This window comes from Aeromonas sp. FDAARGOS 1416 (assembly GCF_019048085.1).
Lineage (GTDB): Bacteria > Pseudomonadota > Gammaproteobacteria > Enterobacterales > Aeromonadaceae > Aeromonas > Aeromonas veronii.
In genome coordinates, this window is record NZ_CP077301.1 from 2684596 (window position 1) to 2705874 (window position 21279).

The following is a 21279-nucleotide window of genomic DNA, read 5'->3' on the forward strand; positions in this document are numbered from 1 at the left end:
TAACCGCTTACTCACTGTCATCACGTCGTTTTATGGCGTGATCACAGGGAGTGATGGATAAAAAACCAGTTCTGATCGCCATCTCGGGCTATAACCTGCGGGCGCATCTGGTATAGTTAGGCCCGCATTTTATCCCCATCTGGCTCGCAGGAATTTCAAGATGTCCAAATTTGCCCGTTCAGTTCTTCTGGCCTCACTGATCAGCGTAACCGCCCAGGCCAATACGCCGGTGCCGACACCGACCCCGAATGCCATGCCCATGGTGGTTCCCGCCGCGCCGGAGATCTCCGCCAAGGCTCATATTCTGATCGATTACTACTCAGGTCAGGTGCTGGCCGAGCAGAACGCCGAAGAGCGTCTGCCGCCCGCCAGTCTGACCAAGATGATGACCTCCTACATCATCGGCCAGGAGCTGCTGAAGGGGAACATCAAGCGCACCGACATGGTGACCATCAGCCAGAACGCCTGGTCCAAGAACTACTCCGACTCCTCCAAGATGTTTATCGAGGTGGGCAAGCAGGTCTCCGTCGATGATCTCAACAAGGGCATCATCATCCAGTCCGGCAACGACGCCTGCGTCGCCATGGCCGAATTCCTGGCGGGCAGCACCGACTCCTTCGCCAGCCTGATGAACAGCTGGGCCGCCAAGCTCGGTATGAACGACAGCCACTTCATGAACCCGCACGGTCTGGATGCGGAAGGTCACTACAGTACCGCTCACGACATGGCCCGTCTGGGTCAGGCGCTGATCCGCGACCTGCCGGAGGAGTACAAGATCTACTCCCAGAAATCCTTCGTGTTCAACGGCATCACCCAGCACAACCGCAACCGCCTGCTGTGGGATCAATCCCTGCAAGTGGATGGCATCAAGACCGGCCACGTCAGCCAGGTCGGCTATAACCTAGTCTCCTCTGCCACCAACAACGAAGGCATGCGCCTGATCGCCGTGGTACTGGGCGCCAGCAGCGAAGCCTCCCGCGCCGCCGAGAGCAAAAAACTGCTCACCTATGGCTTCCGCTTCTTCCAGAGCCTGACCCCGTACAAGGCAGGCACCGAGCTGGTCACCCAGAAGATCTGGATGGGCGACAAACCGGAAGTGAAACTGGGCGTCGACAAAGATGTCTCCGTGCTGGTCACCCGCGGTCAGGGCAACAACCTGAAGGCTGACTTCCAGCTCGACAGCGAACTGAAAGCGCCGCTGGCCAAGGGTCAGCGCGTCGGTACCGTGTTCCTGAAGCAGGGCGACAAAGAGATCAAGCAGGTGCCGCTGGTTGCTCTGGAAGAGGTGCAGGAAGGTGGCTTGATGAGCCGTCTGTGGGACTACCTGGTACTGCTGGTCACCAGCTGGTTCAAGTAATCCAACGCACAATCCTCACCAAACAGCGGCGCCAACAGGCGCCGCTGCTGTCTGTGACGGACAAAGGCAGTGAATAACCCTGTAAACTGCAGGTTCCGCCTTACCCTGATTTGTGGTAAAAAGCAGCACTTCCATCCTTGTCTGACCGATCCTGGCCTTGATCCCGGTCCGGGCCGCGCCCATATAGTTATGAGTCGTGCCCATATAGACTTGAAATGGCAGCCTCCACGGGCCATCGGCCACTAGCCATCCAAGATGAAGTCATCCCGGTGATGACGCAAAAGGTGAGTAAATGAATACCAAGTTTGATGAACTGCTGGAGTTTCCCTGCAAATTCCCGTTCAAGGTACTCGGCGTTGCCGACCCGGCACTGCCGGAAATGGTGGTTGAAGTGCTGCAGCAGCACGCCCCCGGCACCTACAGCCCGACCGTCCAGCCCAGCTCCAAGGGCAACTACCACTCGGTTCGCGTGACCGTGACTGCCCAGAGCAAGGAGCACATCGAAGCGATGTACACCGCCCTTGGCAAGATCGAGCTGGTGAAGTACGTACTGTAATGTCTCTCTCGCCCCGTTCTGCGGGGCGACTGTTTTTGGCCATTGAGCCGCCGTGAGGAAGCCATGTCATCCGGGATCCCCGCCCAGAACACGCTTATCGTCAGACATCTGGGTCGCCGCCCCTACCAGCCGGTATGGGACGCCATGAAAGCCTTCACCGACAACCGCACCAGCGACACCCCGGACGAGTTCTGGGTGGTCGAGCACGATCCCGTCTACACCCAGGGCCAGGCCGGCAAGGCCGAACACCTGCTCAATCCGGGCAATATCCCGGTGGTGCAGAGCGATCGCGGCGGTCAGGTGACCTATCACGGCCCGGGCCAGCTGGTGCTCTACGTACTGGTGGATGTCCGCCGCTGCAAATTCTCGGTTCGCGAGCTGGTGACCGCGCTGGAGACAGCCATCATCAACACCCTCGCCAAAAGCGATATCCAGGCCTATGCCAAGGCCGATGCCCCCGGGGTCTATGTGAAAAATGACCTTGGCATGGAGGCAAAACTGGCCTCGCTGGGTCTGCGCATCCGCAAGGGGTGCTCGTTCCACGGGCTGGCCCTCAACATCAACATGGACATGACCCCCTTCCTGCACATCAATCCGTGCGGCTATGCGGGCATGGCCATGACCCAGACCAGCGCCCTGGGCGGCCCGCAAAGCGTGGCCGAGGCGCAATCCATTCTGGTGGCCGAACTGGCCCGCCTGATTGGCTATCAAACAATAACAAACACCGAGAGTGAATCATGAGCAAACCCGTTCGTATGGAGCCGGGCGTCAAGCTGCGCGATGGCGACAAGATGGCCCTGATCCCGGTGAAATTCATGCCGGATCCCAACGAAGAACTCCTTCGCAAGCCGGACTGGATGCGGATCAAGCTGCCCCCCTCCAGCCAGAAGATCGAACATATCAAGAGCACCTTGCGCAAGAACAAGCTGCACTCGGTGTGTGAAGAGGCCTCCTGCCCCAATCTGGCGGAGTGCTTCAACCACGGCACCGCCACCTTCATGATCATGGGCGCCATCTGCACTCGTCGCTGCCCCTTCTGCGACGTGGCCCACGGCCGCCCGCTGGCACTCGATCCGGAAGAGCCGAAGAAGCTGGCGCTGACCATCAAGGAGATGAACCTCAAGTATGTGGTGATCACCTCGGTGGACCGCGACGATCTGCGCGACGGCGGTGCCCAGCACTTCGCCGACTGCATCCGCGAGATCCGCGAGCACAGCCCGCAGACCCGCATCGAGATCCTGACCCCGGACTTCCGTGGCCGGATGGAGCAGGCCCTTGAGGTGTTCCGCGAGACCCCGCCGGACGTCTTCAACCACAACCTGGAAACCGCACCGCGCATGTATCGCGTCGCCCGCCCGGGTGCCGACTACAAGTGGTCGCTGGAGCTGCTGCGCCGCATCAAGGAGATGCACCCCCACGTGCCGACCAAATCCGGCCTGATGATGGGCCTTGGCGAGACCAACGAAGAGATCGTCGAGGTACTCAAGGATCTGCGCGCCCACGGCGTCAACATGCTGACCTTGGGTCAGTATCTGCAGCCGAGCCGCCACCACCTGCCGGTCAAGCGCTACGTGCCGCCAGCAGAGTTTGACGAGCTGAAAGACGTCGCCATGGAGCTGGGCTTTACCCACGCCGCCTGCGGTCCTTTCGTGCGCTCCTCCTACCATGCTGATCTGCAAGCCAAGGGCGAAGAGGTCAAATGATCTCGCACGACAGAGTGGCCAAATAACCGCCTCCATCTCAATTAAAAAGAGCGCCCATTGGCGCTCTTTTTGTTGGTATCACTGACCGTTGCGGCTTGATGTACTCATCAGCCATGGTCGAAGATCCCCTGCTGATGCCAGCGTTGCAGCTGGGCCAGCACCCGGGTCTCTCGCGCCGTCCACTGGGGACAGGGCCCCGCCAGCTGGGTCTTGTTGGTCTGCAGCGCCTCGTCGAGGGCAAACCAGCCGGGCACGAAGCCAAGGCGGATCTCGTAGGGCTGCGGCTGCGGGGCCACCAGCTGATCGCCAATCCGGCACAAGTAGTAGAGCGAGCGGATGCAGTAGGCATCAAACCCCGGCTCGCGGGCGGCGCGATATTCACGGGTCTCGCCAAGCAGGCCCCCCACTTCCCGCAGCTCGGCACCGCACTCCTCCAGCAGCTCGCGAGCGAGCGCCACATGGTGGCTCTCCCCCGCTTCAATGCCGCCCCCGGGGAACATCAGATCGCCGTTGACCCGGGAGTGCACCAGCAGCAGCTCGTCGCCACGGGGCACCACGGCACGCACCGTGAGGCGCTCAAGCGTGCGGCCATCGGTACGTACCTCGCCATGAACGAAAGAGAGATCGAACGGATTGGGCCAGCAGCTGGCCGGGGAGAGCGTCGTCATCACTGCCTCAGGGCCGGTAGTTGCCATGCTTGAGCTGCTCGACAATTTCGGCAGCCCGAACATCGTAGCCATCCTGCTCTGTCTTGCTCAGGGTGTGGTAGATGCCAAAACGCTTGGCTGAGACCTCGGGGCTATCCTGAAACGATTCGCTCACCTTGCCCCACAGATAGGCCAGCCCATACTGTTTCTGGCCCATATAGAGGGTGCTGAGGGAGGTGAATATGCGGCTGTTGACCTTATCCCCCTCCTGATAGAGGGAGAGCCCGTGCTGCAAGGTGGCAATGGCCTTTTCGGGGTCGCTCTTGGCGTAGATACCGCCGAGCGCCAGTTGCAGCTCGGGTTCATCCAGCGCCTTGGTGCCTTCCAGAGCCATAAACTGCTGGCGAGCCAGCTCGTTGGTGTTGTTGGTCCAGTGCCAGAGCAGCAGGTAGGGATCTTGTGAATTGCGGGTCGCCGCATCGAGCTGGGCCAACTGATCCCCGGCCGCCAGCATGCCCTCGACCCGTGGACTCTTCTGCTCGCGGGCATTCTTGTATTCAATGCTGGTGGAGCGCTCGGCACACTTGAGATAGCGCTCAAGGTTACGCATCAGCTCGTACTTGCGCCGATCCGTCCCCTCTTCCTTGAGATAGAAGCGACTGCGGATCACATCGGTACGCTCATAGCGACACCAGCCATCGTCCACCAGATCTTGGCAGAGCTCGGGATGATTGCCACAGATGTTGTGGATCCGATCGTCATTGCAGCCAGCCACGGCAAGGCCGACTGAAAGCATGATGAAGGTCTGTCGCAGGGGGAAATTGGCCATGGTTCACATCTTGTTGGTAACGCGGGTTGGTAACAACTGGCGCCTTTACGGGCCACCTCCGGCTAGCAAACCGGTTACATATCCATTACAATGCGCGCGCCATATAAGGCCGCGATTGCAGAATAATATAACGAAATATACACCCCTACACTGATCTGCATTCGACGAATTTTCTATTTACACCAACAACGTGAAATAAAGGATCTGGTCAATGACCCACGAGCACTACTTGCAAGCGTGGCAGGAGAGCCAGGAGCTCGCCGAAGCCATGCAGCCCTTGATTGGTCGCCTCTACCGACAACAAGGGGTCGAGATCACCCTCTACGGCCGCCCGCTGCAAAACGCCTCCACCATCGATATCCTCAAGGCCCACCGGGTCGTCCGCCGCCACCAGGGCGCCCCCCTCCCCATCCAGCAAAGCTTCCCCCTGCTTCAGGCCATCGTTGCCCTCAAACCCACCGCCGCCGAGGTTGACCTTGGCAAGCTGGCAGTCGGCTACTGGCAGGATCATCAGGATGAAGCGGGGATCGAGGACTATCTGCAAGCGCGACTGGTACCGGCCCTTGGCCGCAGCCAGATGCCGCAGCCGACCGATGTGGTGCTCTACGGCTTTGGCCGTATCGGCCGCCTGCTGGCCCGCCTGCTCATCGAGCGCACCGGCGCCGCCAATCCGCTGCGCCTGCGCGCCATCGTGGTACGTGGCGGTCGCGACGGGGATCTGGAGAAACGCGCCAGCCTGCTGCGCCGCGACTCGGTGCACGGCCCCTTCAACGGCTCCATCGAGGTGGATGCGGAGCGCAGCGCCATCATCGCCAACGGTACCTTCATTCAGGTGATCTACGCCAACAGCCCGGCCGACATCGACTACACCGCCTACGGCATTCACGATGCGCTGATCGTCGACAACACCGGAGTCTGGCGTGACGAGGCTGGCCTCTCCGAGCACCTGAAAGCGCGCGGTGCCGGCAAGGTGCTGCTGACCGCTCCCGGCAAGGGGGAGATGAAGAACGTGGTGTTCGGGGTCAACCATGAGGTGATAGGCCCGGATGACAGGATCATCTCCGCCGCCTCCTGTACCACCAACGCCATCACCCCGGTGCTCAAGGTAATGCAGGAGCGGTTCGGCATCCGCCACGGCCACGTGGAGACGGTCCACTCCTACACCAACGATCAGAACCTCATCGACAACTACCACAAAGGCGAGCGCCGCGGTCGCAGCGCGGCCCTCAATATGGTGATGACCAGCACCGGCGCCGCCAAGGCGGTGGCCAAGGCGCTGCCCGAACTCAAGGGCAAGCTGACCGGCAACGCCATCCGGGTGCCGACCCCCAACGTCTCGCTGGCGATTATCAATCTTTCGCTGGAGCAGGCCACCGATCGGGAGAGCCTCAACGCCTATCTGCAGCAGATGGCGCTAAGCTCGGCCCTCCATCGCCAGATCGACTTCAGCGCCAGCACCGAGCTGGTCTCCTCCGACATGGTAGGTTCCCGTTATGCGGGCATCGTCGACTCCCAGGCGACCATCGCCGAGGGGGATCACTGCGTGCTCTACGTATGGTATGACAACGAGTTCGGGTACAGTTGTCAGGTAGTGCGGGTGATGGAGCAGATGGCTGGCGTAGTCCGCCAGGATCTACCGGCATAGCCCGCCAGGATCTGCCGGGCTGACCCCGAAGTTTATGGCTCAATAGTTCAAGGAGAAGGCCGGATGTCGTTTCAACAGGGTGAGTTTTTACAAGCTATCGGGCAGATGCCCGAAGAGGTGTACGAGCGGCTCAAGACCGCAGTCGAGCTGGGCAAGTGGCCCGATGGCAAGCCCCTCACCGACGAGCAGAAGGCCACCTCGCTGCAGGCGGTGATGGCTTGGCAGGCGATGCATCTCGACAATCCCGAGCACATGAACATAGGTCGTGACGGCGAGATCGTGATGAAGAGCAAGAGCGAGCTCAAGCGTCAGTATCGCGACGAGGAAGAGATAGTGCGGGTCGACCTTAACCATTGAACCTGACCCGGCAGACCGCTCGCAGCGGCCACAACAGAGAGGGGAGCCATTATGGCTCCCCTCTTTTTTCCTAACTTATCACCCCTCGTCACCAGTGCAATGCGCTGCGCTTATTGCACCCTACCGCGAGGGTTATCAGGGAGTCAGCTCCCCACGCAACGACTGCTGCATCAGCTCGCGAATGCGGTGGGATGGCAAGTCCTGACTCAGCAGGAAGTGCAGCTTGGTGAGTGCCGCTTCGGCGGTCATATCAAAGCCCGAGATAACCCCGGCCCGCGACAGGGCATTGCCGGTGGCATAGCCGCCCATGTTGACCTTGCCGTGCAGGCACTGGCTCAGGTTGACGATGATGACGCCGCGGGCCGAGGCCTCGGAGAGCAGCGCCAGCATGGCCGGGTTCTGCGGCGCATTGCCGACCCCGAACGACAGCAGGATCAGCGCCTTCACCGGCTGTTGCAGGATGTTGGCGATCACCTCGCTGGAGATGCCCGGATAGAGAGTTACCACGCCGATGGGCTGGGGGGTAATGTCGTGCAGCACCAGCGGCCGTGCGGAGGGCACGCCCAGCTCACCCGCTTCCAGCGAGATGGCGATCCCGGCATTGAGCAGCGGCGGATAGTTGGGGGAGTCGAAGGCGTGGAAGCCGTCGGCGTGCACCTTCTTGCTGCGGTTGCCGCGATAGAGCTGATTGTTGAAGAACAGCGTCACCTCGTGGATCGGGTAGTTGGCCGCGATATAGAGGGCGTTGAGCAGATTCTGCTGACCATCGGAGCGCAACTCGGCCAACGGGATCTGGGAGCCGGTGATGATGACCGGCTTGTGCAGCTCTTCCAGCATGAAGGAGAGCGCCGAGGCGGTGAACGACATGGTGTCGGTGCCATGCAGGATCACGAAGCCATCGTATTTCTCGTAGTTGTCGCGAATATCCTCGGCGATACGCTGCCAGTCCGCCGGGGTCATGTCGGAGGAGTCGATGAGGGGCGCATATTCGTGGATATGGTAATCCGGCATCTCGGGGCGGTGAAACTCGGGCATCCGCGCCAGACAGTCTTCCATAAAGCCCGCCATCGGCACGTAGCCGTGATCGGAACGCTGCATCCCAATGGTGCCGCCTGTGTAGGCAATGTAGATAGACTTCTTCACACCCTCTCCTCTTGATGAAGTGAACACCGCCAAAACATGAACCATGTCGGGGTGAACCACAATGTCAACGCCCGCCAGCGCCTCTGCGTGCAGCGGAAACCGGCGAATTATAGAGACTGGCGCCCCAAATGACAGCCGTTCCATGCACCCTTTTCGGCTTTTCTGCCCTCTACCTACATAGTGTTAAATGTCACAATAAACCACTAAAACGAGCATTAATACGACAAAGATGGAATTAAACGATGCTTTTTGCTACAATCCGCCGGATTTTACTAAAATCTCATCTGGATGCCTGAGCATTTCAGGCCCGCACAAGCCCCATCTTTCCTGGGGCGGGGAGATGTTTCCCCTTCTTTGCTGGCACATAAGCCACACTGTTTTCATCCCGGCTGAATCTGTAAGTCTTTTGCTATGAAAGACACAGCCAATCAACATGGGAGTACTGAATGTTACAACTTGATTCCTACGCAACGCTGGTCGCTGCCACTCTGGTATTGCTGCTTGGCCGGGTGTTGGTTACCCGAGTCGGGCTGCTGCGTACCTTCAACATCCCCAAACCGGTAGCCGGCGGCCTGGTGGTCGCGCTGGTACTGCTGCTGCTGCGCTCCACCCTGCAGATGGAGCTGCAATTTGATACCAGTCTGCAAACCCCGCTGATGCTGGCCTTCTTCGCCTCCATCGGTCTTTCCGCCGATCTCGCCAGCCTGAAACGCGGCGGCAAGGCGGTGGTTACCTTCCTGATGGTGGTCACCGGCTTGCTGCTGGTGCAAAACAGTCTGGGTGTCGGTCTGGCGACCCTGCTCGGTCTGGATCCCCACATGGGGCTGCTGGCCGGCTCCATCACTCTCTCCGGCGGCCACGGCACCGGTGCGGCCTGGAGCGCTACCTTCTCCGAGAAGTACGGCGTGCAATCCGCCGCTGAGCTCGCCATCGCCTGTGCCACCTTCGGTCTGGTGCTGGGCGGCCTGATTGGCGGCCCGGTGGCTCGCTATCTGGTGAAGAAAGTGCAGGTACCCGGTGAGGAGCACAATCAGGATGAGGCCCCCCAGGGCTTCGAAATGCCCGACATGGAGCGCCCCCTCACCACTTTCAGCGTCATCGAGACGCTGGCGCTGATCGCCATCAGCCTCAAGGGCGGCGAGCTGCTCTCTGCTTCCCTCAAAGGGGGCGCCTTCGAGCTGCCGATCTTCGTCTGCGTGCTGTTTGTCGGCGTGCTGCTGCGCAACGTCCTGACCCTGTTGAACTGGCATGAAGTGAGCGATCGCGAGGTCTCCCTGCTGGGCAACGTCAGCCTGTCGCTGTTCCTCGCCATGGCGCTGATGAGCCTGAAACTGTGGGATCTGGCCAGCCTGGCGCTGCCCATCTTCATTCTGCTGGCCGCCCAGACCGTGGCCATGGCGCTCTACGCCATCTTTGTCACCTTCCGGGTGATGGGCAAAAATTACGATGCTGCCGTGCTGGCGGCAGGTCACTGCGGCTTTGGCCTGGGGGCCACCCCGACCGCGATTGCCAACATGCAGGCCATTACCCAGCGCTTCGGTCCCTCCCACCTGGCGTTTCTGGTGGTGCCCATGGTGGGCGCCTTCTTTATCGACATCATCAACGCCATGGTGATCAAGCTGTTTATGGCGATGCCGTTCCTGTAATTCCCTTTCAGTCAGACGTATATGAGCAGAGCCCACCTTTCGGTGGGCTCTTTGTTTGTTATCGACTCGCTAGGTGACGCAGGCAGAGCCGGGGCTCGCATCCGCCACCAGGGTGGCCCGCGAGCAACTCAGAAAACCCGGAATCCCCACATCCCGCACTCCCCCGAACAACAAAAAGCCCCGCACTCGACAGAGGGCGGGGCTTGTTTATCTCAGCCGGAATAGGCCGTGAGTTGCACCTTACAGGATAAAGGTCGACACCTGCTGGTTAAGGTCAGCAGCACGCCCTTTGAGGCTGTGGGCCTGATCCAGATCGCGCATGGCAGATGCGGTGATCTCGTCACTCACATCCTTGATGGCGGTGGTGTTCTGGGTGATCTCACCGGTCACCTGAGTCTGCTCCTCGGCGGCAGTGGCGATCTGACCCGCCATGTCGGAGATGAGGGAGATGGCGCTGGTGATCTCTTCCAGTGCGCGCACCGCCTGATCCGCATCCTGCACGCTGTTGTCCGCCAGCCCCTGACTGGTCTGCATCAGGCTTACCGCACGGGCGGTGGTCTGTTGCAGGGTCTCGATGGTGGACTGGATCTGCTGGGTGGAGTCTTGGGTACGACGCGACAACACCCGCACCTCGTCAGCGACCACCGCAAAACCACGACCCTGCTCACCGGCGCGAGCCGCTTCGATGGCTGCGTTCAGCGCCAGCAGGTTGGTCTGCTCGGCAATTCCCTGAATGGTGGAGAGAATGCTGGTGATGGCCTGCGCGTGACGGCTCAGCTCGCCGATCACCTCGGTCGCCTGCCCCACCTCTTCGGCCAGACCATTGATGGACTGGCGGGTCTTGTTGACCAGCATCTTGCCCTGCTCACTGCTCTGGGCAGATTGCTGGGCAGCGGCGGCGGTGTTCTCGGCGTTACCGGCGATCTCCATGGTGGCGCTCGCCATCTCGGTGACCGCCGTGGCGACCATGGTCACCTCCTGCTGCTGACGCTGCAACTCGTCCACCGCGGCCTGGTTGGTCACCAGACTGCGCTCGGCATCGGCGTTCAACTCGTTGGCCAGCTGACGGATATTGCCGATCAACTGATGCTGACTGCCGACGAAACGGTTGAAGCTGTTGGCCAGTTGACCCACTTCGTCGTTGGCGTCGATCTTGATGCGCTGGGTCAGATCGCCGTTACCATCGGCAATGCGGGCCAGCGCCTGGGAGACCTTGGTGAGCGGGCCAAGCAGCATGCTGACCAGCCAGGAGATAGCGAGGATGCTGCCCACCAGCACCAGCAGCGCCATCCCCAGCTGGGTCATCAGCAGGGAGGAGAGCGGCGCTTCCAGCGCGGCCTTGTCCAGCACCAGCACCAGCTCCCAATCCGTGTCAGGGATATCAGCCGCCCACAGCAGCTTGTCGCGACCTTCGTTGTCGAAGTAGGCCGGAACCAGCTCCTTGCTCGACTTGCTCTGCTCGATCAGCGCATTGGTCAGATCGTTGTCGATCTCGCTGGCCGGTTTCATCGCCTTGGCGGCATCCTTGTAGGCGATGATGGTGCCATCCTTGTGCATCATGATGGCGAAACCGTCGGCAGGCAGCTGCATCTTGGTCACGTCTTCCACCAGCGAGGCGATGGAGAGGTCACCACCGACTACCCCGCCAGAAACCGGCTGGGCCAGGGTCACCACCATGATGTTGTAAGCCACGTCGAGATAGGGTTTGGTGACAATCAGGCCACCTTTGCTCATCGCCTCCTGATACCAGCCACGGGAGCGCGGGTCGTAGCCATCGCGGTTGATGGAGGGATCGGAGTCATTCATCTTGCCGCTGCTCTCACCGAAATAGGTGAGCTGGAAACGGCCGGAAACTTGTGCCTGTTGCAAGGCATTGAGGGGTTCGGCACCGGCCTTGTTGCCGAGCGCCTGGATCACGTCGCGACGGGCTGCGAGCCAGTCGCTGACACGTTCGGCCTGCTGGGTACCCAGCCGTTGCAACTGCTCCTGGCTGCCTTGCAGCAACAGGGACTTCTGGCTGCTATAGCTCTGCCAGGAGAGCAACAAAATCACCAACGAAAGGGCGATCACCACTGACAACAGTATCTTCTGCTTGAGTGACAGGTTTTTCATCATGTGTTCTTCTTATTGAGGTGAGGAGCGGGTTTTCCCTAAATTGCACAACACTACACGTAGTCATTAGCGACCCGAATGGCCAAAACTGAACCTGAAAATGGGTCGGCGGGCGATATTTTCTACCGAGGTGGAGAAAAGTGCACCAGAAATTGACGGCATGAGCCGCACAAGCCAAGGCAACCCTGTTTATTCCTTCCACAATTGGCTAGAATATCCCGTTTTTAAATCACATCGACCCTGAGAGTTTTCACGATGTTCGAAGTTAATCCCGTATTAAATAAACTTAAGGAGCTGTCTGAGCGGACCGAGCTTCTTAGGGGGTACCTTTGACTATGACGCCAAGAAAGAGCGTCTAGAAGAGGTCAACGCCGAGCTGGAACAGCCGGATGTATGGAATGAACCCGAGCGCGCACAGGCGCTGGGCAAAGAGCGCGTCGCGCTGGAAAACGTGGTCGGCACCATCGACACCCTGACCCAGGGCGTGGATGACGTCGAGATGCTGGTGAGCCTGGCCGTGGAAGGGGAAGACGAAGAGACCTTCAACGAAGCTATCGCCGAATCCGAGCAACTGGAAGCCAAGCTGGTGGACCTCGAGTTCCGCCGCATGTTCTCCGGCCAGCACGACGGCTCCGACTGCTATATCGACATCCAGTCCGGCTCCGGTGGTACCGAAGCGCAGGATTGGGCCAACATGGTGCTGCGCATGTACCTGCGCTGGGGCGATGCCCACGGCTACAAGCCCGAGCTGATTGAATGCTCCGAAGGCGACGTGGCTGGTATCAAATCCGCCACCATCAAGTTCACCGGCGAATATGCATTCGGCTGGCTGCGTACCGAAACCGGCGTACACCGTCTGGTTCGCAAGTCTCCGTTCGATTCCGGTGGCCGCCGTCACACCTCCTTCTGTTCTGTGTTCGTCTACCCCGAGATCGACGACGATATCGATATCGAAATCAACCCGGCGGATCTGCGGATCGACGTCTACCGCGCCTCCGGTGCCGGTGGTCAGCACGTTAACCGAACCGAATCCGCGGTGCGTATTACCCACGTTCCGACCGGTGTCGTGGTACAGTGCCAGAACGACCGTTCCCAGCACAAAAACAAAGACCAGTGTATGAAGCAGCTGAAAGCCAAGCTCTACGAGCTGGAAATTCAGAAGCAGAACGCTGAGAAACAAGCCCTGGAAGAGACCAAGTCTGATATCGGTTGGGGCAGCCAGATCCGTTCCTATGTGCTGGATGACTCCCGTATCAAGGATCTGCGCACCGGCGTCGAAACCCGTAATACCCAATCGGTGCTCGACGGTGACTTGGACAAGTTTATCGAAGCCAGCCTGAAATCAGGTCTGTAAACAAGCAGGAATCACCATGTCTGAACAAACCATCACTCCGGAAGTCGACCACACTCTCGAACTCAACAACGAGATGACCGAGCGTCGTTCCAAGCTGGCCGCCCTGCGCGCCCAGGGTAATCCTTTCCCCAACGACTTCCGTCGCGACAGCCTCTCTGGCGATCTGCACGCAGAGTTCGACGACAAGAGCGCCGAGGAGCTGACGAGCCTGGGTAAACGGGTGAAGATTGCCGGTCGCATCATGACCCGCCGGATCATGGGCAAGGCTTCTTTCGCCACCCTGCAGGACATGGCCGGCAAGATCCAGGTCTACGTCACCCGTGACGACCTGCCGGAAGGTTTCTACAACGAGCAGTTCAAGAAGTGGGATCTGGGCGACATCGTGGGTGTCGAAGGTACCCTGTTCAAGACCCAGACCGGTGAGCTCTCCGTTCACGTTTCCGATATCCGCCTGCTGACCAAGGCGCTGCGTCCGCTGCCCGAGAAGCACAAAGGCCTGACCGACCAGGAAGCTCGCTGCCGCCAGCGCTACCTGGATCTGATCGCCAACGAAGAGTCTCGCAAGACCTTCATGATCCGCACCCAGGTGGTTGCCGGTATCCGCAAGTTCTTCAACGAAAAGCGCTTCATGGAAGTGGAAACCCCGATGATGCAAGTCATCCCGGGTGGTGCCTCCGCGCGTCCGTTCGTCACTCACCACAATGCGCTGGACATCGACATGTACCTGCGTATCGCTCCGGAGCTCTATCTGAAGCGTCTGGTGGTCGGTGGTTTCGAGCGTGTCTACGAGATCAACCGCAACTTCCGTAACGAAGGTATCTCGGTTCGTCACAACCCCGAGTTCACCATGATCGAGTTCTACATGGCCTACGCCGACTACATCGATCTGATGGACCTGACCGAAGAGCTGCTGCGCACCCTGGCGCAGGACATTCTGGGCGACACCAAGATCCGTTACGCCAAAGAGGGCGAAGAGGGCCTGACCATCGATTTCGGTCAGCCGTTCCAGCGCCTCACCATGGTCGAGTCCATCCTGAAGTTCAACCCGGACGTAACTCTGGACGATCTGGCTACCCTGGAGAGCGCCAAGGCCGTTGCCAAGCGTCTGCACATCGAGCTGATGAAGGGCTGGGAACTGGGCCACGTGATCACCGCGATCTTCGAAGAGACCGTGGAGCACATGCTGCTGCAACCGACCTTCATCACCGAGTACCCGGCCGCCGTTTCTCCGCTGGCTCGCCGCAACGACGTGAACCCGGATGTAACCGACCGCTTCGAGTTCTTCATCGGTGGCCGCGAGCTGGCCAACGGCTTCTCCGAGCTGAACGATGCAGAAGACCAGGCCAAGCGCTTCCAGGATCAGGTTGATCAGAAAGAAGCAGGCGACGACGAAGCCATGTTCTACGACGCCGACTTCGTCACCGCGCTGGAGCACGGCCTGCCGCCGACTGCCGGTCAGGGTATCGGTATCGACCGTCTGGTGATGCTGTTCACCAACAGCCACACTATCCGTGACGTCATTCTGTTCCCGGCCTTACGTCCACAAAAGTAAGATCCGCAGAAGTAAGGCCCACAGAAGTCAGCTACATCCCTTGGGTCAATCCCGAGCGTGATAGCCAATAAAAACGCCCCGCGACTGCGGGGCGTTTTTCTATCTCCTTTACCACCAAATCACTTTATAAATTCAATAATGGAATAAAGAAGATATTTTTATTCTTTGTTGTTAGACAACACGCCCTTTAATCTGGCCAAAAATCAGACCATGGAAGACGCGTGTGATGCAATTGAAGGATTCCCCATTCAACCTCTCCCCTCTCTCTGACGAGCAGCAACGTCAGTTGGGTCAGGTACTCTCGACCCTCAATACCCAGCAACTGGCCTGGGTGAGCGGATATCTCTACGGCCTCTCCCAGACCGGTCAGCAGAGCGTTGCAGCCAGCGCCGCCGTGGCTGCGCCCAGCGGCAGCCTGACCATTCTCTACGGCTCCCAGACCGGCAACGCCAAAGGGGTCGCCACTGCCATCAAGGCGCAGGCCGAGGCACGCGGTCTACCGGTCACCCTAGCGTCGATGGCCGACTACAAACCCAAGCAGCTCAAGAAAGAGAGCCACCTGCTGGTGGTAGTGAGCACTTACGGGGAGGGTGAACCGCCGGAGAGCGCCGTCGATCTGTTCGAGCAGCTTAAAAAAGGCAAACTTGGCAAGCTGGACGGGCTCAAGTTCGCGGTGCTGGGGCTGGGTGACAGCTCCTACGAATTTTTCTGCCAGACCGGCAAAGATTTTGACAGCTTCCTCGCCACCGCTGGGGCTGAGCGGATTTATGAGCTCGCGAGCCTTGATGTGGATTATCAGGATGCGGCCAAGAGTTGGGGCGAGCAGGCACTCAATGCCATTGCAGCGACGCTCTCTATCGGTGCTGCCAGCAACAGCGTAGCCAGCGCGGTGCAGCAGGCGGTTGGCCACAGCCAGTACAGCAAGGAGAACCCCTTCCCTGCACGCCTGTCGGTCAATCAGAAGATCACCGGCCGAGATTCCACCAAGGATATCCGCCATATCGAGATCAATCTGGCCGACTCAGGCCTCACCTATCAGCCGGGGGATGCCCTCGGTGTCTGGTTCGACAATGACGCCGAACTGGTGGGCGAAGTGCTGGCCCTGACCGGCCTCTCTGGTGATGAAGCCACAGCCCACGGCACCTTGCACACCGCACTGACCGGTCACTTCGAACTGACCCGGCTGCACGGCGGCTTTATCACAGGGCTCGCTGATATATCGGACAACGCAGCGCTGAAAGATCTGGCTGGCGACAAGGCCCAGGTCAATGCACTGGTCGCCTCTGCCCAGGTGGTGGATGTGCTCAAACGCTTCCCGACCGCCCTCACGGCCGAGCAGCTGATCAGGCTGCTGCGCCCCCTCACCCCGCGCCTATATTCCATCGCCTCCGCCCAGAGCGAGGTGGAAGAGGAGGTGCACCTGACCGTCGGGGTGGTGCGTTACCCGCAGGAAGATGGCACTGTGCGCTCTGGCGCAGCCTCCTCCTATCTGGCGGATCGGCTGATTGAGGATGGCGAGGTGCGGGTATTCGTCGAGCACAACGACAACTTCCGCCTGCCGCAAAACCCCGACACCCCCGTCATCATGGTGGGCCCGGGCACCGGCATCGCCCCGTTCCGCGCCTTTATGCAGGAGCGGGAAGCCCAAGGTGCCGAGGGCAAGAACTGGCTCTTCTTCGGCAACCCCCACTTTACCCAGGATTTCCTCTATCAGGTGGAGTGGCAGCGTTATGTGAAATCGGGGCTGCTGTCGAAGATCTCGCTAGCCTTCAGCCGGGATCAGGCCAACAAGATTTATGTGCAGGACCGTCTGCGTGAAGCGGGCCAGGAGCTCTACCAGTGGCTGGAAGCAGGCGCTCACTTCTATGTGTGTGGTGACGCCAACAAGATGGCCAAGGATGTGCAGGAGGCCCTGCTGGATGTGATTGCCGAACACGGCCACAAGAGTCGTGAGGAAGCAGAAGAGTATTTGAGCGAATTGCGTCGTGCCAAACGTTATCAAAGGGATGTCTATTGATGAGCAAACAACCTCTTTCTCACCCAAAAGCGGGACCGGTCGAAGGGCCGCTGGCCGACAACGAACGTCTGAAACGCGAAAGCAACTTTCTGCGCGGCACCATAGAGCAGGATCTGCAGGACCCGCTCACCGGCGGCTTTAACGGCGACAACTTTCAGCTGATCCGCTTTCACGGCATGTACCAGCAGGATGACCGCGACATCCGCCCGGAGCGCGCCGCCCAGAAGCTGGAGCCGCTGCACAACGTCATGCTGCGTGCCCGCCTGCCGGGTGGGATCATCACCCCGGCCCAGTGGCAGATCATCGACAAGTTCGCCGAAGAGCACAGCCTCTACGGCAGCATCCGCCTGACCACCCGACAGACCTTCCAGTTCCACGGGGTATTGAAGCGCGACATCAAGCTGATGCATAAGACCCTGAGCAGCACCGGCATCGATTCCATCGCCACCGCCGGCGACGTGAACCGCAACGTGCTCTGCACCAGCAACCCGGTGGAGTCCGAACTGCATCAGGAGGCCTACGAGTGGGCCAAGAAGATCTCCGAGCACCTGCTGCCCAAGACCCGCGCCTACGTGGAGATCTGGCTGGACGGTGAAAAACTGGGGCAGGATGAGGAGCCGATCCTGGGTTCCAACTACCTGCCGCGCAAATTCAAGACCACTGTGGTGATCCCGCCCCACAACGACGTGGATATCCACGCCAACGATCTCAACTTCGTGGCGATCGCCGAGCATGGCAAGCTGGTGGGCTTCAACGTGCTGGTGGGCGGCGGGCTGGCCATGACCCACGGCGACACCAGCACCTACCCGCGCAAGGCGAGCGACTTTGGCTTTATTCCGCTATCCCACGTGCTGGAGGTGGCGGCCGCCGTAGTCAGCACCCAGCGCGACTGGGGCAACCGGGTCAACCGCAAGAACGCCAAGACCAAGTACACCCTCGAGCGTGTCGGCGTCGAAGCCTTCAAGGCCGAGGTGGAGAGCCGCGCTGGCATCCAGTTCGGGCCGGTTCGCCCCTATGAGTTCACCAGCCGTGGCGATCGCTTCGGTTGGGTCGAGGGGATCGACGGCAAGCATCACCTCACCCTGTTTATCGAGAATGGCCGCCTGCTGGACTTACCGGGCAAGCCGCTCAAAACCGGCATGCTGGAGATCGCCAAGGTGCATCAGGGGGATTTTCGCCTGACCGCCAACCAGAACCTGATCATCGCAGGGGTGCCTGCCAGCGAGAAAGCCCGCATCGAAGGGCTGGCACGCCAGTACGGCCTGCTGGATGACGGCGTGAGTGAGCAGCGCAAGCAGTCCATGGCTTGTGTGGCACTGCCTACCTGCCCGCTAGCGATGGCCGAGGCCGAGCGCATGCTGCCGGCGTTTGTCACCGACATCGAGGGCTTGCTCACCAAACATGGGCTGACGGATGACGCCATCATCTTCCGGGTCACCGGTTGCCCCAACGGCTGCGGCCGCGCCATGCTGGCCGAAGTAGGTCTGGTGGGCAAGGCACCGGGCCGCTACAACCTGCATCTGGGGGGCAACCTGGAAGGCACCCGCATTCCGCGCCTCTATCAGGAGAACATCACCGAACCGCAGATTTTGGCCGAACTGGACGCACTGATCGGCCGCTGGGCCACCGAGCGCAATCAGGGCGAATGCTTTGGCGACTTCGTGATCCGGGTTGGGGTGATTGCGCCCGTTATCGATTCTGCGAGGGACTTCTATGCCGCTTAATCTGCCGCTTAATGTCACTGAAGATGGCCGCCTTGACCTGCAGTCACTGCTGGCCCTCGGCCGTGAGGAGCAAGTCGAGGCACTCGCGCCCCTCAACCGCGAGCTGGATACCATGAGCGCCCCAGAACGGGTGCGCTGGGCCCTGGCCAATCTGCCGGGGGAGCATGTGCTCTCATCCAGCTTCGGCATTCAGGCGGCACTGATGCTCCATCTGGTAAGCCGCGAGCGGGCCGACGTGCCCGTGGTGCTGACCGATACCGGTTATCTGTTCCCGGAGACCTACCGTTTCATCGACGAGCTGACCGAACGTCTCGCGCTCAACCTGAAGATCTATCGAGCCGAGCTCAGCCCGGCCTGGCAGGAGGCGCGCTTTGGCCTCCTGTGGGAGAAGGGGGTAGAGGGGATCACCCGCTACAACCAGCTCAACAAGGTGGAGCCGATGGACCGCGCCCTGCGTGAGCTGGGGGCCCAGACCTGGTTCTCCGGCCTGCGCCGGGAGCAGTCCGGCAGCCGTGGCAAGCTGCCGGTGCTGGGCATCCAGCGCGGCCGTTTCAAGTTCCTGCCGGTGATCGACTGGAGCAACAAGGATGTGCACTACTACCTCAAAGAGTTCGACCTCCCCTACCACCCGCTGTGGGAGCAGGGTTATCTCTCGGTGGGCGATGTCCACACCACCGCCAAGTGGGAGCCCGGCATGAGCGAGGAGCAGACCCGCTTCTTCGGCCTCAAACGCGAGTGCGGTTTGCACGAGGAAAATGGCGAGAACGACGGCTCAGGCATCTAATCCCGTCTTGAAAACCCAACAGAACAACAAGGGCATCCGAAGATGCCCTTGTTGTTATTTGCCCATTAGCATTCGTCCGTCAGCGGCGCTGCCAGGTCTCGAAGCTATAGGGGTGCGGGTTCTTCTCATCGGCAGGGTGGCTCTCGCACTCAATCCGTTGCCACTGGCCATCATCAAAAGCAGGGAAACGGGTATCTCCCTCCACCGCCAGATCGATTTGCGTCAGATAGAGGCAATCCGCACTCGGCAACATCTCGGCATAGAGATGACCACCACCGATCACCATCAACTCCTCCACCGAGCTGCCTGCCAACAGCGCCAGCGCCGCCTCGACGGAGCCCACCACCTCAATGCTCTCGACCTGATAGTCGGGATTGCGACTGATCACCAGATTGCGCCGTCCGGGCAGCGGTCGACCGATGGATTCGAAGGTTTTGCGCCCCATCAATACCGGTTTACCGAGGGTGACCCGCTTGAAGTGGGCCAGATCGGCAGGCAGATGCCAGGGCATCTGGTTGTCCTTGCCTATCACCCTGTCGTGGGCCATGGCGGCAATCATGGAAATCTTCATGGGGCCTCTCACCATCTGTCAGATTATGGGGCGGTTACGGTACACGACCAGAGAGGGGATCGCCAAACCGAAACTGAGGGCACCGACGATAAACAGCGCCTTGAGGCCGTTCTCCACCGCACTCTGGATCAACTCCATGGTCACGCCGTTGATATTGAGCTCTACCACCGCAATCATGGTTTTGAACGCATAACTGCCCGGGATCATCGGAATGATGGAGGCAACGCTGAACACCGGACGCGGTGCCAGCAGACGGCGCGACCAGTAGACGCAGACAAAGCCGACCGTAGTCGCCGCCGCCAGCGTCGCCCACTCGATGGGCATGCCATAGTGGATCAGCAGGGTACGCAAGCTGTGAGCCAGCGCGCCGCCCATGGCGCAATACTTCAGCATCCGTGGCGGCACGTTGAACAGCATGGCAAACCCCACCGCCGGAATGGAGGACCAGAAGGCATCCTTGGCCAGTAGCCAGAGCAAATCCATCATACTTTCCACCCCCAGATCCCCGTGACCGACATGGCGAGAATGATGCCTATCGCGGCGCTGATGGTCAGCAGGGTCGCGGTCCCCCAGCGGGCCAGCCCCATGTTGAAGTAGCCCTTCACCATGTCGGAGACCGCATTGATCAGCGGAAAGCCCGGCACCAGCAGCAGCACGCTGGCCGCCATGGCGAGATAGGGCTGGTCACCCCAATTGAAGAAGGTGGCGCTGGAGGAGAGCAGGGTGGCAATAAAGCCGGTGGCGGCAAAGTTGATGAGCGGGCTGTGGTGATGGCGAGCCATCAACTGGCGCACCCGCATCGCCACGGCAGATGAGAAGCAGGTCACCAGGAAGATGGGCCAGTCACCGCCAAACAGCAGGCTAAAGGCGCCACAGGAGAGCCCCACCATGGGTACCACCAGCCAGGGGTGATAGTGGAAGGGAACGATGGCTTCGAGGCGCTGGCGCACTTCACGGGCACCGATCAGCTCTTTTTCCGCCATGATGCAGATCCGCTGGATCTCGCACACCACCTGCATATTGATGCCATGTTCGCGCACCCGCCGGGTAGTGGTGACGCAACCCCCCTGATAGAGACTGGTGAGCACGATGGCACTGGAAGAGATGGCCATTTCGACACTCTCCAGCCCCAGCGCCATCCCCAGCCGCACCGTGGTCTGCTCTATGATCCGGCTCTCCGCCCCGAACTGGGCCAACATCTGACCCACCTTGACGATAATGCGGGTGATCTCTGTCTGTTGCTCCCGCGACAACACCCGTCTTGGTGTGATACTTCTCATAA

At 60.1% G+C, this 21279-nt stretch carries 19 protein-coding genes; 12 read left to right on the top strand and 7 right to left on the bottom strand.

The annotated features are described in order from the left end of the window. Nucleotides 1-160: 160 nt before the first annotated feature. The 4 genes from I6L46_RS11975 (at nucleotide 161) to lipA (ending at nucleotide 3616) form a co-directional block, all read left to right on the top strand. A complete protein-coding gene (locus I6L46_RS11975) occupies nucleotides 161-1357 on the top strand; it encodes a D-alanyl-D-alanine carboxypeptidase family protein (protein WP_005335176.1) in 1197 nt (398 codons plus the stop codon). A gap of 292 nt (nucleotides 1358-1649) precedes the next feature. Then, entirely contained in the window at nucleotides 1650-1913 is a 264-nt protein-coding gene (gene ybeD, locus I6L46_RS11980) for a DUF493 family protein YbeD (protein WP_216975644.1), read from the top strand. A gap of 63 nt (nucleotides 1914-1976) precedes the next feature. Beyond that, nucleotides 1977-2654, top strand: coding sequence for a lipoyl(octanoyl) transferase LipB (gene lipB / locus I6L46_RS11985; RefSeq protein ID WP_216975646.1), 678 nt, complete (start codon nucleotides 1977-1979; stop codon nucleotides 2652-2654). Then, a complete protein-coding gene (gene lipA, locus I6L46_RS11990; protein WP_005335190.1) occupies nucleotides 2651-3616 on the top strand; it encodes a lipoyl synthase in 966 nt (321 codons plus the stop codon). The genes lipB and lipA overlap by 4 nt, the downstream gene beginning before the upstream one ends. Before the next feature lie 107 nt (nucleotides 3617-3723). On the opposite strand, the gene I6L46_RS11995 is transcribed toward lipA, so the two are convergent. Both I6L46_RS11995 and I6L46_RS12000 read right to left on the bottom strand, forming a co-directional pair. Beyond that, nucleotides 3724-4284 (bottom strand): NUDIX domain-containing protein, encoded by a 561-nt coding sequence (locus I6L46_RS11995; RefSeq protein WP_043822183.1) that lies wholly within the window; start codon nucleotides 4282-4284, stop codon nucleotides 3724-3726. Nucleotides 4285-4291: 7 nt separating this feature from the next. Beyond that, nucleotides 4292-5092 carry a DUF2989 domain-containing protein gene (locus I6L46_RS12000; protein ID WP_005335192.1) on the bottom strand — a complete coding sequence of 267 codons (801 nt, stop codon included), beginning with the start codon at nucleotides 5090-5092 and terminating at the stop codon, nucleotides 4292-4294. 211 nt (nucleotides 5093-5303) lie between these two features. Between I6L46_RS12000 and I6L46_RS12005 the strand changes: the two genes are divergently transcribed. Next, nucleotides 5304-6737 (top strand): glyceraldehyde-3-phosphate dehydrogenase, encoded by a 1434-nt coding sequence (locus I6L46_RS12005; protein WP_216975648.1) that lies wholly within the window; start codon nucleotides 5304-5306, stop codon nucleotides 6735-6737. A 63-nt stretch (nucleotides 6738-6800) separates the two neighbouring features. Next, a complete protein-coding gene (locus I6L46_RS12010) occupies nucleotides 6801-7094 on the top strand; it encodes a YeaC family protein (RefSeq protein WP_216975649.1) in 294 nt (97 codons plus the stop codon). Between the two features lie 135 nt (nucleotides 7095-7229). Here I6L46_RS12010 and ansA read toward each other — a convergent pair whose 3' ends face one another. Next, nucleotides 7230-8237, bottom strand: coding sequence for an asparaginase (gene ansA / locus I6L46_RS12015; protein ID WP_216975651.1), 1008 nt, complete (start codon nucleotides 8235-8237; stop codon nucleotides 7230-7232). Nucleotides 8238-8683: 446 nt separating this feature from the next. Here ansA and gltS point away from each other — a divergent pair, with 446 nt between their 5' ends. Further along, nucleotides 8684-9883, top strand: coding sequence for a sodium/glutamate symporter (gene gltS / locus I6L46_RS12020; protein WP_005348115.1), 1200 nt, complete (start codon nucleotides 8684-8686; stop codon nucleotides 9881-9883). A 240-nt stretch (nucleotides 9884-10123) separates the two neighbouring features. Here gltS and I6L46_RS12025 read toward each other — a convergent pair whose 3' ends face one another. Next, on the bottom strand, nucleotides 10124-11995 hold the full coding sequence (locus I6L46_RS12025; protein ID WP_139460595.1) for a methyl-accepting chemotaxis protein: 1872 nt from the start codon (nucleotides 11993-11995) through the stop codon (nucleotides 10124-10126). 255 nt (nucleotides 11996-12250) lie between these two features. Here I6L46_RS12025 and prfB point away from each other — a divergent pair. The 5 genes from prfB to I6L46_RS12050 all read left to right on the top strand — a co-directional run bounded on the left by prfB (nucleotide 12251) and on the right by I6L46_RS12050 (nucleotide 19426). Then, nucleotides 12251-13349, top strand: a protein-coding gene (gene prfB, locus I6L46_RS12030; RefSeq protein ID WP_100645262.1) for a peptide chain release factor 2 whose coding sequence is annotated in 2 segments (ribosomal slippage) — nucleotides 12251-12325 and nucleotides 12327-13349 — 1098 coding nt in all. Because the reading frame shifts where the segments join, the coding sequence is not laid out codon by codon here. 16 nt (nucleotides 13350-13365) lie between these two features. Further along, nucleotides 13366-14901 carry a lysine--tRNA ligase gene (gene lysS / locus I6L46_RS12035; RefSeq protein ID WP_216975654.1) on the top strand — a complete coding sequence of 512 codons (1536 nt, stop codon included), beginning with the start codon at nucleotides 13366-13368 and terminating at the stop codon, nucleotides 14899-14901. Between the two features lie 226 nt (nucleotides 14902-15127). Further along, nucleotides 15128-16918: an assimilatory sulfite reductase (NADPH) flavoprotein subunit gene (locus I6L46_RS12040; protein WP_216978046.1), complete on the top strand. Its 1791-nt coding sequence runs from the start codon at nucleotides 15128-15130 to the stop codon at nucleotides 16916-16918. After that, nucleotides 16918-18642, top strand: a complete 1725-nt coding sequence (cysI, locus tag I6L46_RS12045; protein WP_216975656.1) for an assimilatory sulfite reductase (NADPH) hemoprotein subunit — start codon at nucleotides 16918-16920, stop codon at nucleotides 18640-18642. The genes I6L46_RS12040 and cysI overlap by 1 nt, the downstream gene beginning before the upstream one ends. After that, nucleotides 18632-19426 carry a phosphoadenylyl-sulfate reductase gene (locus I6L46_RS12050; protein WP_216975658.1) on the top strand — a complete coding sequence of 265 codons (795 nt, stop codon included), beginning with the start codon at nucleotides 18632-18634 and terminating at the stop codon, nucleotides 19424-19426. The genes cysI and I6L46_RS12050 overlap by 11 nt, the downstream gene beginning before the upstream one ends. Before the next feature lie 79 nt (nucleotides 19427-19505). Here I6L46_RS12050 and folA read toward each other — a convergent pair whose 3' ends face one another. From folA to I6L46_RS12065, 3 genes are read right to left on the bottom strand one after another with little or no spacing between them, the layout of a single operon-like run. After that, nucleotides 19506-19997, bottom strand: coding sequence for a type 3 dihydrofolate reductase (gene folA / locus I6L46_RS12055; RefSeq protein WP_216975660.1), 492 nt, complete (start codon nucleotides 19995-19997; stop codon nucleotides 19506-19508). An 18-nt stretch (nucleotides 19998-20015) separates the two neighbouring features. Then, entirely contained in the window at nucleotides 20016-20483 is a 468-nt protein-coding gene (locus I6L46_RS12060; protein WP_026035076.1) for a threonine/serine exporter family protein, read from the bottom strand. Beyond that, the gene (locus I6L46_RS12065) at nucleotides 20480-21277 is read right to left on the bottom strand and encodes a threonine/serine exporter family protein (protein ID WP_005348133.1); all 798 of its coding nucleotides are present in this window, start codon (nucleotides 21275-21277) and stop codon (nucleotides 20480-20482) included. The genes I6L46_RS12060 and I6L46_RS12065 overlap by 4 nt, the downstream gene beginning before the upstream one ends. Nucleotides 21278-21279: the final 2 nt, after the last annotated feature.